General features: G+C 64.4%; 14 protein-coding genes. 10 read left to right on the top strand and 4 right to left on the bottom strand.

What is annotated here, in order from left to right:
* Positions 1–113: 113 nt before the first annotated feature.
* Positions 114–2,855: an aconitate hydratase AcnA gene (gene acnA, locus NJH59_RS02210; RefSeq protein ID WP_253086290.1), complete on the top strand. Its 2,742-nt coding sequence runs from the start codon at positions 114–116 to the stop codon at positions 2,853–2,855.
* 312 nt (positions 2,856–3,167) lie between these two features.
* A complete protein-coding gene (locus tag NJH59_RS02205; RefSeq protein WP_043864593.1) occupies positions 3,168–4,733 on the top strand; it encodes a PAS domain-containing methyl-accepting chemotaxis protein in 1,566 nt (521 codons plus the stop codon).
* 40 nt (positions 4,734–4,773) lie between these two features.
* On the opposite strand, the gene NJH59_RS02200 is transcribed toward NJH59_RS02205, so the two are convergent.
* The 4 genes from NJH59_RS02200 to NJH59_RS02185 all read right to left on the bottom strand — a co-directional run bounded on the left by NJH59_RS02200 (position 4,774) and on the right by NJH59_RS02185 (position 6,885).
* On the bottom strand, positions 4,774–5,658 hold the full coding sequence (locus tag NJH59_RS02200) for a pseudouridine synthase (protein ID WP_043864664.1): 885 nt from the start codon (positions 5,656–5,658) through the stop codon (positions 4,774–4,776).
* 50 nt (positions 5,659–5,708) lie between these two features.
* Positions 5,709–6,020 (bottom strand): hypothetical protein, encoded by a 312-nt coding sequence (locus tag NJH59_RS02195; RefSeq protein ID WP_043864594.1) that lies wholly within the window; start codon positions 6,018–6,020, stop codon positions 5,709–5,711.
* A 70-nt stretch (positions 6,021–6,090) separates the two neighbouring features.
* Positions 6,091–6,522 (bottom strand): D-Ala-D-Ala carboxypeptidase family metallohydrolase, encoded by a 432-nt coding sequence (locus NJH59_RS02190; RefSeq protein WP_253086289.1) that lies wholly within the window; start codon positions 6,520–6,522, stop codon positions 6,091–6,093.
* 126 nt (positions 6,523–6,648) lie between these two features.
* Positions 6,649–6,885 (bottom strand): glutaredoxin family protein, encoded by a 237-nt coding sequence (locus tag NJH59_RS02185; protein ID WP_043864595.1) that lies wholly within the window; start codon positions 6,883–6,885, stop codon positions 6,649–6,651.
* A gap of 160 nt (positions 6,886–7,045) precedes the next feature.
* On the opposite strand from NJH59_RS02185, the gene NJH59_RS02180 reads away from it, so the two are divergent.
* The 8 genes from NJH59_RS02180 to NJH59_RS02145 all read left to right on the top strand — a co-directional run bounded on the left by NJH59_RS02180 (position 7,046) and on the right by NJH59_RS02145 (position 15,376).
* Positions 7,046–9,004 carry a monovalent cation:proton antiporter family protein gene (locus tag NJH59_RS02180; protein ID WP_123752333.1) on the top strand — a complete coding sequence of 653 codons (1,959 nt, stop codon included), beginning with the start codon at positions 7,046–7,048 and terminating at the stop codon, positions 9,002–9,004.
* Between the two features lie 262 nt (positions 9,005–9,266).
* A complete protein-coding gene (locus NJH59_RS02175) occupies positions 9,267–9,572 on the top strand; it encodes a YqjD family protein (protein ID WP_043864597.1) in 306 nt (101 codons plus the stop codon).
* Positions 9,573–9,582: 10 nt separating this feature from the next.
* Positions 9,583–9,951, top strand: coding sequence for a phage holin family protein (locus NJH59_RS02170; RefSeq protein ID WP_043864598.1), 369 nt, complete (start codon positions 9,583–9,585; stop codon positions 9,949–9,951).
* Positions 9,948–10,283, top strand: coding sequence for a hypothetical protein (locus tag NJH59_RS02165; RefSeq protein ID WP_043864599.1), 336 nt, complete (start codon positions 9,948–9,950; stop codon positions 10,281–10,283). The genes NJH59_RS02170 and NJH59_RS02165 overlap by 4 nt, the downstream gene beginning before the upstream one ends.
* 97 nt (positions 10,284–10,380) lie before the next feature.
* Positions 10,381–11,544 (top strand): EAL domain-containing protein, encoded by a 1,164-nt coding sequence (locus NJH59_RS02160; protein ID WP_054916204.1) that lies wholly within the window; start codon positions 10,381–10,383, stop codon positions 11,542–11,544.
* Positions 11,545–11,606: 62 nt separating this feature from the next.
* A complete protein-coding gene (locus NJH59_RS02155; protein WP_054916205.1) occupies positions 11,607–12,938 on the top strand; it encodes a deoxyguanosinetriphosphate triphosphohydrolase in 1,332 nt (443 codons plus the stop codon).
* A 237-nt stretch (positions 12,939–13,175) separates the two neighbouring features.
* Positions 13,176–13,802: a response regulator transcription factor gene (locus NJH59_RS02150; protein ID WP_043864602.1), complete on the top strand. Its 627-nt coding sequence runs from the start codon at positions 13,176–13,178 to the stop codon at positions 13,800–13,802.
* Between the two features lie 8 nt (positions 13,803–13,810).
* A complete protein-coding gene (locus NJH59_RS02145) occupies positions 13,811–15,376 on the top strand; it encodes a transporter substrate-binding domain-containing protein (RefSeq protein WP_253086288.1) in 1,566 nt (521 codons plus the stop codon).
* Positions 15,377–15,388 lie beyond the last annotated feature (12 nt).

The following is a 15,388-nucleotide window of genomic DNA, read 5'->3' as shown; positions in this document are numbered from 1 at the left end:
ACAGGGCTAACCTGACCGCTTAGCCAGGTCCGTGCCGTGCGGACCGTCACAGAGGCGGTGAACTGGCGACTGCAAGGATGATTGCCAGGCACCGACGCAGAAGGAGTTGGCAGATGCCCTCGCTCGACAGCCTGAAAACCCTCAAGACCCTGACGGTGGAGAACCGTGAATACCATTACTACAGCCTGACCGAGGCCGCCCGCAGCCTCGGCGACCTGCAGCGCCTGCCGATGTCGCTCAAGGTGCTGCTGGAAAACCTGCTGCGCTGGGAAGACGGCAAGACCGTCACCGGCCAGGACCTGCACGCCCTGGCCGAGTGGCTGCAGCACCGCCGCTCGGACCGCGAGATCCAGTACCGCCCGGCACGGGTGCTGATGCAAGACTTCACCGGCGTGCCCGCCGTGGTCGACCTGGCCGCCATGCGCGCCGCCATGGCCAAGGCCGGCGGCGATCCGCAGCGCATCAACCCGCTTTCCCCGGTCGACCTGGTGATCGACCACTCGGTGATGGTCGACCGCTACGCCACCGCGCAGGCCTTCGGCGAGAACGTCGACATCGAGATGCAGCGCAACGGCGAACGCTATGCGTTCCTGCGCTGGGGCCAGAACGCCTTCGACAACTTCAGCGTAGTGCCGCCGGGCACTGGCATCTGTCACCAGGTCAACCTGGAGTACCTGGGCCGCACCGTGTGGACCCGCGAGGAAGACGGACGCACCTATGCCTTCCCCGACACCCTGGTCGGCACCGACTCGCACACCACCATGATCAACGGCCTGGGCGTGCTGGGCTGGGGCGTGGGCGGCATCGAGGCAGAGGCGGCCATGCTCGGCCAGCCGGTGTCGATGCTGATCCCCGAGGTGATCGGGTTCAAGCTGACCGGCAAGCTGCGCGAAGGCATCACCGCCACCGACCTGGTGCTGACGGTGACGCAGATGCTGCGCAAGAAGGGCGTGGTGGGCAAGTTCGTCGAGTTCTACGGCGACGGCCTGGCCCAGTTGCCCCTGGCCGATCGCGCGACCATTGCCAACATGGCGCCGGAGTACGGCGCCACGTGCGGTTTCTTCCCGGTGGACGACGTGACCCTGGACTACCTGCGCCTGTCCGGTCGCCCCGCCGCCACCGTGCAACTGGTGGAGGCCTACTGCAAGGCCCAGGGTCTGTGGCGCGAGGCGGGCCAGGAGCCGGTGTTCACCGACACCCTGGCACTGGACATGGACGAAGTCGAAGCCAGCCTGGCCGGGCCCAAGCGCCCGCAGGACCGTGTGGCGCTGTCCCAGGTGGCCCAGGCATTCAACAACTTCATCGGCTTGCAACTGAAGGTGTCGACCAAGGAGGTCGGGCGCCTGGAAAGTGAAGGGGGCGGCGGCGTCGCGGTGGGCAATGCCGACCAGGCCGGCGAAATCGAATACGAGCACGAAGGTGCCAATCACCTGCTCAAGGACGGTGCCGTGGTGATCGCCGCAATCACCTCCTGCACCAACACCTCCAACCCCAGCGTGATGATGGCTGCCGGGCTGGTGGCCAAGAAGGCCGTGGAAAAGGGCCTGCAGCGCAAGCCCTGGGTCAAGACCTCACTGGCCCCCGGCTCCAAGGTGGTGACCGACTACTACAAGGCGGCCGGGCTGACCCCTTATCTGGATGCCCTGGGCTTCGACCTGGTCGGCTACGGCTGCACCACCTGCATCGGCAACTCCGGCCCGCTGGCCGAGCCGATCGAAAAGGCCATCACCCAGGCCGACCTTACCGTCGCCTCGGTACTGTCGGGCAACCGCAACTTCGAAGGCCGGGTACACCCGCTGGTCAAGACCAACTGGCTGGCGTCGCCGCCGCTGGTGGTGGCCTACGCCCTGGCCGGCAGCGTGCGCGTCGACCTGTCCAGCGAGGCCCTGGGCCTGGGCAAGGACGGCAAGCCGGTGTACCTGCGCGATATCTGGCCCAGCCAGCAGGAAATCGCCGAAGCCGTGGCCAAGGTCGATACCGCGATGTTCCACAAGGAGTATGCCGAGGTATTTGCCGGCGACGCACAGTGGCAGGCCATCGAGGTGCCGCAGGCAGCGACCTATGTGTGGCAGGAGGACTCCACCTACATCCAGCATCCGCCCTTCTTCGACGACATCACCGGCCCGCTGCCGGTCATCGAAGACATCCACGGCGCCCGGATACTCGCGCTGCTGGGCGATTCGGTGACCACCGACCACATCTCGCCCGCCGGCAACATCAAGGCCGACAGCCCGGCCGGACGCTACCTGCGCGACAAGGGCGTGGAGCCGCGGGACTTCAACTCCTACGGCTCGCGTCGCGGCAACCATGAGGTCATGATGCGCGGCACCTTCGCCAACATCCGCATCCGCAACGAGATGCTCGGTGGCGAGGAAGGCGGCAACACGGTGCATGTGCCCAGCGCCGAGAAGCTGGCGATCTATGACGCGGCCATGCGCTACAAGGACGAAGGTACACCACTGGTGGTGATCGCCGGGCAGGAATACGGCACCGGTTCCAGCCGCGACTGGGCCGCCAAGGGCACCAACCTGCTGGGGGTCAAGGCGGTACTGGCCGAAAGCTTCGAGCGTATCCACCGCTCCAACCTGGTGGGCATGGGCGTGCTGCCCCTGCAGTTCGCCGAGGGCCAGACGCGCAAGACCCTGGGGCTGACCGGCCATGAGCGCATCGACATTCTCGGCCTCAGCCAGACCCAGGTGCAGCCACGCATGACGCTGACCCTGCGCATCACCCGCGAAGACGCATCGACGCAGCAGATCCAGGTACTGTGCCGCATCGATACGCTCAACGAAGTGGAGTACTTCAAGGCTGGCGGCATTCTGCACTACGTGCTGCGCCAGTTGATCGCGAGCTAGCCTGAAGCAGGCCCGGCGCCGTTGCGCCGGGCCTGCACCGGCCCGCCGTGTGGCCACTGAGTTCGACCTGAACCAGAGGCACTGTGCGGCGTTGCCCGCCCGCTACCTGCCCCCGCGTGAACACCAGGTCACTAGCTGACTAACATGACAAATATATGAAAGAATGCAAACAAGTTGCTTGACTTTGCAGCCTTTCAACTACAACACGAACAGCTAAGGCACCTTGAGCCGGATCAATATTCTTTAAATATCCATTCAATAAAAACGCCTGTCTGCCGATACACCACGAAAGCCTTCCGGATAGAACAGCTTATGCGTAACAATCAGCCGATTACCCAGCGCGAACGGACTTTCCCTGCCCAACAACGTCTGATATCGACCACCGATGCCAAGGGTGTGATCACCTACTGCAACGATGCGTTCGTCGAGATCAGCGGCTTTTCGCGGGAGGAGCTCATTCGTGCGCCACACAACCTGGTCCGGCACCCGGATGTGCCGCCGGCTGTGTTTGCGCATATGTGGAGTACGCTCAAGCAGGGCCTGCCGTGGATGGGCATCGTCAAGAACCGCTGCAAGTCGGGTGATCATTACTGGGTCAACGCCTACGTCACCCCCATCTTCGAGAACAACCAGGTAGTCGGCTACGAGTCGGTGCGGGTCAAGCCCAGCGCCGAACAGATCCGTCGCGCCGAGGCGCTGTATCACCGCATCAATCAGGGCAAGCCACCCATTCCGCGCCGCGACCGCTGGCTGCCGGTACTGCAGGACTGGCTGCCGTTCATCCTGGTCAGCCAGGTCGGCTTCCTGATCGGCAGCTGGCTGGGCCACTCCTGGGGCTTCGCCGTGGCGGCCGCCCTGTCGGTACCGCTGGGGCTGCTGGGCCTGAGCTGGCAGCAGCGTGGCCTCAAGCGCCTGCTGCGCCTGGCCGAACAGACCACCTCCGACCCGCTGATCGCGCAGATGTACACCGACAGCCGCGGCGTGCAGGCTCGCCTGGAAATGGCCATGCTCAGCCAGGACGCGCGCCTCAAGACCTGCCTGACCCGCCTGCAGGACACCGCCGAGCACCTCAACGAGCAGGCGCGCCAGTCCGACACCCTGGCCCACAACAGCTCCTCGGGCCTGGAGCGCCAGCGCGTGGAGACCGAGCAGGTGGCCGCTGCCGTCAACCAGATGGCCGCCACCACCCAGGAAGTGGCCAACCACGTGCAGCGCACCGCCGATGCCACCCAGGAAGCCAACCGCCTGACCGGGCGCGGCCGCGACATCGCCGGCGAAACCCGCGATGCGATCCAGCGTCTGTCGGCTGCCGTGGGCGAAACCGGCCTAACCGTGACCCAGCTGGCCCGCGACAGCGACGAGATTGGTGGCGTGGTCGATGTGATCAAGGGCATTGCCGACCAGACCAACCTGCTGGCGCTCAACGCCGCCATCGAAGCGGCACGCGCCGGTGAAATGGGCCGCGGCTTCGCGGTGGTGGCCGACGAAGTGCGTCAGCTGGCGCAGCGCACCAGTGAATCGACCGGGCAGATCCACGGCCTGATCGCCAAGCTCCAGCAAACCGCCAGCAATGCCGTACAGACCATGGAAACCGGCCATCGCCAGGCCGAGGAAGGTGTGGCACGGGTGATGGAAGCCGACCAGGCGCTGGTGGGCATCAGCGAGGCGGTGGCCAACATCACCGACATGACCACGCAGATTGCCGCCGCTACCGAAGAGCAGACCGCAGTGGCCGATGAAATCAGCCGCAACATCAGCACCATCGCCCAGCTTGCCGACCAGACCTCCGAGCAGGCCCAACATTCGGCGCTGCTCAGCGAGGAACTGACCCTCACCGCCACCACCCAGTATTCCCTGGTGGAGCGCTTCAACCGTTGACCCGGTGGCGCACAACCTCTGGTTGTGCGCCCACAGCGGTCTACCAGTCCAGTGTCAGCCGGCTTTCGAAATAGCGCTCCTGCCCATCGAGCGGGTCGTTGAAGCGCAGGTTGTGGGCCAGCAGCTTGAGTGGCCTTGCGTAGTCATCGGGGCCCTGCACGATCTGCGGGTAGAACGGATCATTGCAGATACTCGCCCCCAGCGCCGTCATGTGCACCCGCAACTGGTGGGTCTTGCCGGTGACCGGTGACAGGCCGTAGCGCCACCACTCGCCGTTTTTTTCCAGAACCCGGGCAATGGTTTCGCTGTTGCTGACGCCGGGCACCTCCTGCATGCGAAAGAACGGCTCGCCATTTACCAGCCGGCTCTTGTGCACCCGCGGGAACTCCAGCTGCGGCAAGGCGCGGGCAATGGCCTGGTAGTGCTTGTCGATCTGTCGGGTGGGAAACAGCTGCTGATAGGCCGAACGGCTTTGCGGGTTGGCCGAGAACAGCACCAGGCCCGCCGTGTGCCGGTCGATGCGGTGCAGTGGCACCAAGTGCGGGTTGTCGAGCCGGCGAATCAAACGGCGCAGCAACGTGTGTTCGACATATTCGCCAGTGGGCGTCACCGGCAGAAAGTGCGGTTTGTCGGCCACCACCAGGTGCTCGTCGACGTGCAGGATATGCTCCTGCACCGGGATCGGCTTTTCGTTGGGTACTTCGCGAAAATAGTGGATACGCAGGCCTGGCTTGTAGGCAAGGCCCACGTCAATCGGCGCGCCCTGGGCATCCAGCACCCGCCCACGGGCGATGCGATCGAGCCATTGTTCACGGCTGATCGCCTTGAAGTGGTCGCACAGGCAGTCGAGCACGGTGGCCCAACTGCCCGGTGGCAGGCAGACAGTGCTGGCCTGGTGCTGGGCCGGATCGAAAGGGACACTCATGGACATGCTCGCCAGTTGGGGGCCGTCCATTATCCGGCATGCCTGCCGGCTCAGCCAGCCCGGGTTGCCGCAGCCTCGGTAAACTCCTTGAGCCAGCGCAGCACATCCACCGCCTCCCAGCGGCCCGGATCGTACAACGCATACATCAGGCCCTGATAACCGACCACATCCAGCGCCCGGTGGTAACCGGCGCGCTGGAACAATGCCTCTATCTCGGCAAAGCAGGTATTGAAGTGGATCTTGCTGAAAGGGGTCTTGCCCTCGGTGACCAGGCCATCGAGGCGCAATTCGAGCACGGCCTCGCGCACCTGTTCGACAGCCATGCGGTTGACGCTGTATTTCAATTGTTCGACGTTGACCATCGTCCGGCCCCTCTGGCGCAAGCGCTCACCCGATTACTGTATTTGCATACAGTGTATGAATGAACAGTACTCACCGCAACCCCGGCAGGTAGCCGGTACCCTCACGCACCGTCAGCACCTGCTTGCGCCCTGCCCCTTCGGCGATGGCCAGGTGAACCCAGCGGTCGAACTCCAGAATGAGCTGGTCGAACGCCAGACCGCTGTCCAGGATACGTTGCGCCACCACCAGGGGTGAAAGCGCCGCCACGCTGATATCGGCTGCCAGCCCGAGGGTATGCGCACTGCCGCTCACCCCGCCGACACGACGGTTGAGCTCGTTGCTGCGGTAGGCACTGTTGACGCGGATGGGATGCCCGAGCAGGCTGCGTACCTGCTCCAGGGTCTGGCTCAGACGGCGCAGGTTGGCCAGGGCATCGGGGCCGGGCTGGTTGGTCAGGCCTTCACGCCGGGCAGTTTCGGAAGCGGTCAGTTCTTCCAGTGTGAAATGCGGACTCAGGTGCATGGTTCGCCACTCCTTGGCGGATGAGACTTCGTCACGGGTGTATGCTGCGCTGGCGATTCTCCAACAGCACCTGCGCCGTTGCATCACAGATTGTGCATCGGCATGTGAACACCCCGTGGGCGACGCTCAGCTCAGAAACGCGACCACCTGCTCGGTATCGAACGGCCATAGCAGCTCGGCACCGGAGTCACAGCGACGCAGCACCGGAATCAGCAGGCCGTAGCGCTCGACATCGGCCGGATCATCGGCAATATCGACCAGCTCGACCAGCAGCCCGTGTTCGACAAGCGGCATCAGAATGGCCTCGGCCACCTCGCACAGGTGACAGCCCAGGGTGCCGAGCAGTTGAGTTTCAGGAAGCATGGGAAGTACCGTGAAACGTGAAAAGCGGACCCGTATTCTAGGCCCGTACACCTGGCGGGTCGAGACACCAACGACTGACCTGGGTCAGCCTGCGTGGCCTCGAGCGCTGTAGACTGACAAATTTTTTCGCGCCCGTCGGCATTGCAATGGAGTGTATTGAGTGTTTGCCAACCTGCTGATCATCCTGGCCTCGTCACTGGTGGTCATCGCCATTTTCCGGCGCCTGCAACTGCCCCCCGTGCTGGGCTACCTGTGCGTCGGCCTGTTCGTCGGCCCCACCGCCCTGGACTGGGTCAATGAAAGCGAAGAACTGCCCGACCTCGCCGAAATGGGCGTGGTGTTTCTGCTGTTTTCCCTGGGCCTTGAATTCTCTCTGAGCAAGATGCTCGCCCTGCGCCGCGTGGTCTTCGGCCTGGGCAGCCTGCAGGTGATCTGCTCGGCGCTGCTGCTGGCCGGCCTGCTGGGGCTGCTTGGCATGCCGGCCGGGGCTGCCCTGCTGCTGGGCGGCGGCCTGGCGCTGTCGTCCACCGCCATCGTCAGCAAGGAGCTCACCAGCCTCGGCGAAATCTTCAGCAGCCACGGCCAGAACGCCATTGGCGTGCTGCTGTTCCAGGACGTGATTGCGGTACTGCTGCTGACCCTGGTGCCGGTGTTCGCCGGCCAGGGCGGCCAGGCCTGGTACTGGGCGCTGCCGCTGACCCTGGGCAAGACCGTGATCCTGTTCATCGGCCTGCTGCTGGCCAACCGCTGGCTGCTGCCGCGCCTGTTCCACGAGGTGGCCCGCTCGCACTCGGCCGAGCTGTTCGTGCTGCTGGCACTGGTGATCGTGCTGCTGACCGCCTGGCTTACCCACCTGCTGGGCCTGTCTCCGGCACTGGGGGCGTTCCTCGCCGGGATGCTGCTGGGCGAAAGCAACTATCGCCACCAGATCGAAGCCGATATCCGCCCCTTCCGCGACATCCTGCTGGGGCTGTTCTTTGTCAGTATCGGCATGCTCATCGACCTGCAACTGTTTGCCAGCCACGGCCTGGAAATCCTCGGCCTGACCCTGGCCCTGCTGGCCATCAAGGGCGTGGTGGTGGCGGTGCTGGTCAAGCTGCGCGGCAGCGACAGCGAAACCGCCTGGCGCAGTGGCGTGGCCCTGGCCCAGGGCGGCGAGTTCTGCTTCGCACTGATGGCGCAGATGCAACAGACCCGCCTGCTGCCCGAAGACCTCGGGCACCTGCTGCTGGCCGCCACCTTCTGTTCGATGCTGGTCACCCCGCTGATGCTGCGCGGCGCTCCGGCGCTGGCCGCCCGCCTGCATCGCAAACCCAACCAGGAGGTGCAACTCGAAGAGATCCAGGCACAAAGCGCCTCGCTCAGCGGGCACGTGCTGATCTGTGGTTATGGCCGGGTAGGCCAGTCCATCGGGCGCTTCCTGCGGCGCGAACAGCTGGCCTTCATTGCCCTGGACGACGACCCGGTCAGGGTGCAGGAGGCCGCCGCCGGCGAGCAGCGCGTGCACTACGGCGACTCGCGGCGCGGCGAACTGCTGGCGGCCATCGGCCTGGAGCGTGCCCGGCTGCTGGTGATCGCGGTAGACAAGACCGATGTCGCCATGAGCGTGCTCAAGGCCGCCCGTCACTTCAACACCCAGGTGCCGATCCTGGTGCGCACCCGCGACGACAGCCTGCGCGACGAACTGCGCGCCGCAGGTGCCACGGCGGTGGTGCCGGAGTTGCTGGAGTCCAGCCTGATGCTCGCCTCCCATGCCCTGGTGATGCTCGGCGTACCCCAGGAGCGTGTACAGCAGCGTATCGACGAGGTGCGCCAGAGCCGCTATCGCCTGCTGCACGGGTTCTACCAGGGGGCGCAGACCAGCCCGGTCGACAGCGAAGGCCTGCCCAAGGTCATGCTGCATGCGGTCAACCTGGGCGCCGATGCCTATGCCTGCGGTCGCCCGCTGACCGAGCTGGGCCTGGACCTGCTCGGGGTGGAAATACAGGCCGTGCAGCGCGATGGCGAGGAAGTGGCCCTGGCCACCGATACCTGCCTGCATGCCGGTGACGCGGTGCTGCTGAGCGGCCCCTCCAACGCCATCGATGCCTGCCAGGCCCGACTGCTGACCGGGCGCTAGCGGCTGCCGTGCGCACTACCCTGGCCCGCCATGGGGGGGGCCGGGGGCGCGAATGCAGCGCTGACGTGGAGTTTTTTCCGGGGTTTGTCGTGGATTGGGTTATGGTTTATCGACCGGCCGTCGTTTCGCGCCCTGATCTGGCGCGGCCGCCCGGCCTGCTGCACCAAGGCAAGGCAAATGCTGTACCACTGCCGATTGCACTGAACCTTACGCAGCGCTCGGCACTCGAAATGCCAGACGCCCACTTGACACGGAGAGACCCATGGCCCGCAAAACTGCAAAAGACATCCTTCAGGCAGACTTCGAAATCCTGGTACAGGATGCCGAAAAACTGCTGGAGCACTCCGCGACCCTGGCCGGCGATCAGGCCGACGAGTTGCGCAGGCAGATCGAGGAAAGCGTGTCGCGTGCCCGCGAGACCCTCAAGCAGACCCAGGACTCGGTACGTGAACGCAGCCAGGCTGCACTCAGCGCCACCGAGGACTACGTGCAGTCCAACCCCTGGCAATCCGTCGGCATCGCCGCTGGCGTGGGCTTTCTGATCGGCCTGCTGGCCAGTCGTCGCTGAGGTACGGGGTATGGAAACCGAAACCACCGGCTCGTCTTCACGGCGCCTTGGCGCCGCCATTCTTGGTCTGCTGCACGGCCACGTCGAACTGTTCGGCATCGAACTGCAGGAACAGAAGGCGCGCACCCTGAGCCTGCTGCTGTTCGCCGGGCTGGCCCTGGTGTTCGCCCTGCTGTTGCTGACGGCCTTGTCGGCGCTGCTGCTGATTCTGCTGTGGGACAGTTATCGCCTGGCCGGCATCATCGGCCTGTGCGTGTTCTACAGCCTGGCGGCGGTGTTCTGCGGGCTGCGCCTCAAGGCAGCGGTGTTCGACGAGTCCTCGCCGTTCCATGCCACCCTCGAAGAACTTGCCAAGGACCGGGAGCGCCTGTTGCCATGAGCCTGCCTGAATTGCCGCAAACCACCGACCGCCGCGAACTGCGCAAGGCCCTGGTACGCCTGCGCCTGGAAATGCGTCGCCAGGAAATCCGCCACGAATCCGGGCAACTGCTCAAGCCGCTGACACGCCTGCGCGGGGTGGGCGACTCCCTGCAAGGCGGGCTGCAGGGCGGCCTGGGCATCAAGCACGCGCCCCTCTGGGGTATCGGCGCCGTGGTGCTGCTGGGCTTTCTGACCGGCAAGGGCGCACGCAACGGCAGCCTGACACGGCTGGCCGGTGTGGGCAGCAGCCTGACCCCGCTGATACGCCTGTTCATGCAGTCAAGGCGCTGAACGCAAACTGGCTGCATTCTTGCAATACGAGGCGGCGGGCCGCAGGCTTGCCGTGCTGAGCATCCGGCCAGCCGTCTCGTAAAAACAAGGAGCCGCCGTGTACGACGGGCACCCGCTCGCCTGCTATCAACCCTTCATCGATACGGCCACTGGCCGCATCGCCGGTATCGAAGCCCTTGGCCGACTGGTTCAGGCCGACGGCCAGCTGCGCTCGGTCGGCCCGCTGTTCATTGACCCGCAAATGCCCACCGCAGCTCTGCGCACCCTCGATCGCACGCTGCGTGGCCAGGCCCTGGCAACCTTCAGCCAGGCACCGGGCGACTGGTTTCTGAGCCTGAACATCTCGCCCCGCTGGATCAGCGAGCTGGCTGCCGACGAGCCCTTGCCCAGCCTGATGCAGGTACGACAGCACGGCATCGATCCACGCCGGGTGGTCTTCGAGATCACCGAACAGGGCGGCGACCTGCAGCGCCTGGCCGATGTGGTCACGCGCTATCGCCAGGCCGGCGCGCGCATCGCCATCGATGATTTCGGCGCCGGCTACTCGCAGCTGGACCGGGTGCTGGCGCTGCAGCCAGACATTCTCAAGCTCGACATGCGCCTGTTTCAGGCCGCCGCCCGCGGCGGGCCCAGCAGCGAAGTGGTCAAGGCCCTGGCCCAGATGGCCGAGAAGACCGGGTGCTGGATCATTGCCGAAGGCGTCGAGAACGAGGCCGAGCTTGACTTCGCTCTGGAATGTGGCGCGCGTTACCTGCAGGGCCACCTGTTCGCCCAGGCCCAGGCCGGTTTTTTCGCCAGCGATGCATTCGTCACCCGCTTCGGCCACCTGCGCGAGCGCTACGTGCAGGGCAAGCTGGACGAGCGCGCACGGCTGATGCAGCGCCGCCAGCAACTGGCCGAACTGATGCCCCGGCTGCAGGCCTGGGCGCAGGCCCAGGCCTCGGTCGAACAGTTGCCGAACCTGCACGCCTACCCTTGGGTGCTGCGGTTTTTTCTGTGTGACCGGCACGGCACCCAGCTCACCCCCAATCTGGAATGGCACGGCCAGCACTGGCACGTGAACAACGGCTACCAGGGCCACAACTGGTCATGGCGGCCCTACTTTTATCACCTGCTGGCCGAGGGCTGGGATGAGCGCCGGTTGATTCTGTCCAGCACCTACCGCGACGCCACCACCAACCAGTACTGCATGACCGCCGGCCAGTTCTTCGACGACGGGCGCCGCCTGCTGCTGATCGACCTGGATGCCGATGGCCTCTGAGGGTTGCGGCCACGTCCGGGACACGGGAAGCTAGGGGCCTGCCCCGCACTGGAGAACCGGCCTTGGACTGGCACACACTGCTTACCCGCGAACGCCTCGGCAAAACCCTGCACAGCCCCGAAGAACTCGGGCGCAGCCCCTTCCACAAGGACCACGACCGGATCATCTTCTCGGGTGCCTTTCGCCGCCTGGGGCGCAAGACCCAGGTACACCCGGTCACCAGCAACGATCACATCCACACGCGCCTGACCCACTCGCTGGAGGTCAGTTGCGTGGGCCGCTCGCTGGGCATGCGGGTGGGCGAGACACTGCGCGACAGCCTGCCGGACTGGTGCGCGCCCAGCGACCTGGGCATGGTGGTGCAGTCTGCCTGCCTGGCCCACGATATCGGCAACCCGCCGTTCGGCCACTCCGGCGAGGACGCAATCCGGCACTGGTTCCAGCAGGCCGCCGGACGCGGCTGGCTGGATGCGATGAGCGATGCCGAACGGGGCGACTTCCTCAATTTCGAAGGCAATGCCCAGGGCTTTCGCGTGTTGACCCAACTGGAGTATCACCAGTTCGATGGCGGCACGCGCCTCACCTACGCCACCCTGGGCACCTACCTCAAGTACCCCTGGAGCGCCCGCCACGCCGATGCCCTGGGCTACAAGAAGCACAAGTTCGGCTGCTACCAGAGCGAGCTGCCGCTGCTGGAGCAGATCGCACGCAAGCTGGGCATGCCACAACTCGAGCCGCAACGCTGGGCCCGGCACCCGCTCGTGTACCTGATGGAGGCCGCCGACGATATCTGCTATGCGCTGATCGACCTGGAAGACGGCCTGGAAATGGAGCTGCTCGACTACGCCGAGGTAGAAGCGCTGCTGCTGGGGCTGGTGGGTGACGACCTGCCGCAAACCTACCGCCAGCTGGGCCCCGGGGATTCGCGCCGGCGCAAGCTGGCGATCCTGCGCGGCAAGGCGATCGAGCACCTGACCAACGCCGCCGCACGGGCATTCGTCGAGCAGCAGCAAGCCTTGCTGGCCGGCACCCTGCACGGCGACCTGGTCGAGCACATGCACGGCCCGGCCAAGCGCTGTGTGCTGCAGGCCAAGGACATGGCGCGCAAGAAGATCTTCCAGGACAAGCGCAAGACACTGCATGAAATCGGTGCCTACACCACACTGGAGATTCTGCTCAATGCATTTTGCGGCGCAGCGCTGGAACAGCACGGCGGACGCACGCCCTCGTTCAAGCACCGGCGCATCCTTGACCTGCTGGGCAACAATGCGCCCGACCCCAACAGCACATTGCACAGCGCCTTCCTGCGCATGATCGACTTCATTGCCGGCATGACCGACAGCTATGCCAGCGAAATGGCCCGCGAAATGACCGGGCGTTCAAGCCCGATCTGATGCAGTTGACCCGATCAATACGCTGCAACTTCCACGTATGTAACGTAGGCGATTGCAGCCGTATTGATTAGTGTGCAAAACGATATGGCGCGCTTGAAAATCAACTATTTGTAGCCTTGCGCCCAACTTATTGTAGGAATTTTCCCATATTAAGTTTGAGCGCAACTCTATTTACGTGCACGCCTTCCAACTGGGCTATGGTGCGGCTTCTTTATGGCCCCTACCTGGAAGGTGATTATGCACTCCGTATTTATTGTCGACGATCATCCCGTCATTCGCCTGGCTGTACGTATGTTGCTGGAGAACGAGGGTTATCGGGTCACCGGCGAATCCGACAATGGCGTGGACGCCATGCAGATGACCCGCGAAACCGTGCCCGACCTGATCATCCTCGACATCGGCATCCCCAAGCTGGATGGCCTGGAAGTGCTGTCACGCTTCAACAGCATGGCCGTGCCGATGAAGGTTCTGGTGCTGACTGCGCAATCACCCGTACTGTTTGCAACACGCTGCATGTTGTCGGGGGCCTGCGGTTATGTATGCAAGCAGGAGGACCTCAGCGAGTTGCTCAGTGCCATCAAGGCGGTACTTTCCGGTTACAACTATTTCCCCAGCCAGGCAATAAACCCACTTCGCCATCAGGACAGCGGCGACAGCGAGATGGAACTGTTCAAGACCGTCAATGATCGCGAACTGATGGTTCTGCAACTGTTTGCCCAGGGCAAGAGCAACAAGGAAATTGCGTCCGGCATGTTTCTGAGCAATAAAACCGTGAGCACCTATAAAAAACGCCTGATGCAGAAACTCAAGGCCAACTCGCTGGTGGAACTGATCGAGATGGCCAAACGCAACGCGCTGGTATGAGTGCGAGCATGGCCAAACGTCTTCTGTTGTTCTGCCTGCTGTTCGCCGGGGCCTGTCTCGCCCCTTCGCTCTGCGCCAACGAACCCGGCGAGCGCAGCTACGAGCTGCTCAGCCGCAGCGGCCTGGCGGCCATGGCTGTAACCCCCACACCGGCCCAGGCCGACTGGCTCGACAAGCATGACGTGCTGGTACTGGGCACTTCGGCACCGGACTACGCGCCGTTCGACATCACCGCCAGTGGCCGCGATTACGAGGGCCTGACCGCCGACTACGCCGGCCTGATCGGCAATACCTTGAACCGGCCCATTCGGGTCAAGCGCTTCGCCAACCGCGACAAGGCCCTGCAAGCCCTGATAGACGGGCACATCGACCTGCTGGGAAGTGCCAATGGCTACGATGCCGCCCTCCCCGAGGTGGCCCTGTCGCGCCCCTATGCCGAAGACCTGCCGGTGCTGGTCACCCGCGAAAATGAAACCCGGGCACTGGACAACGGCCTCAAGGGGCTGCGCCTGAGCGTGGTTGCCCATTACCTGCCATTGAGCGAGGTTCGCGCCACCTACCCCAACGCCACGGTGCAGACCTACAGCTCCTACCACAATGCCCTCAACGCGGTGGCCTTCGAACAGGCCGACGTGTTCCTGGGGGACGCCTTGTCGACCTATTACCAGATCAACCAGGGCTACCTGAAAAACCTCAAGATGGTGAACTTCGGCAAACACGAGCCTGTGGGCTTCAGCTTCGCCCTGCGCGCCGACAACCCGCTGCTGCTCGAGCTTGTCAATACCACCCTGGACGCGGTCACCAGCGCCATGCGCACCAGTATCTTCCAGCGCTGGAGCATCGGCGACGGCATGCTGCTGACTGATCGCAAGCTGCAACTTTCCCCACGCGAACAACGCTGGCTGGCGGCACACCCGGTGGTGCGCGTGGTGGTGGACGAAAACGCCGCGCCGCTGTCGTTCTACGACAGTGCCAACAACCTGCGAGGTATCGTTGCCGACCTGCTCGAGCTGATCCGTCTGCGCACCGGCCTGCGCTTCGAGATCCATCGCAGCGCCGGCATCAGCGACATGATCGACCAGTTGCACCAGGGTCGCGCCGACGTCATCGCCACCATCACGCCCAGCACACAGCGCGAAGCCACCCTGAACATCAGCCGGCCCTACCTGGAGAACGCCTACGTGCTGGTCACGCGCAAGGGCGAGGACGAACCTGCCTCGCTGCGCCAGCTGTATGGCAAGCGCCTGGCCGTGACCCGCGGCAGTACGCTCAACGACGGGCTGCGCATTCGCCATGGCGGAATCGAGCTGGTTGAAACGGAAAGCCCCGCAGCCTCCGCCGAACTGCTGTCGCGTCACCAGGTCGACGGCATGGTCACCGCGCTGATCAATGCCAATTTCAGGCTCACCACCCAAAAGCATCTGATCATCCGCGCCAACATCGGCGACGAGCCGGCGACCTACTCCATGGCCACCGCCCAGGGCGCCGACGAACTGACCTCCATCCTCGACAAGGCCCTGCTTAGCATCCCGCCCCAGGACCACGGTAAGCTATTTTCTAATAAAATGAGCTAGAACCTACTCGGA

This window comes from Pseudomonas sp. VE 267-6A (assembly GCF_024126555.1).
GTDB classification, from domain to species: Bacteria; Pseudomonadota; Gammaproteobacteria; order Pseudomonadales; family Pseudomonadaceae; genus Aquipseudomonas; species Aquipseudomonas palmensis.
Note: the sequence above shows the minus strand (reverse complement) of the source record. Positions and strands in the feature narration are given on the sequence as shown.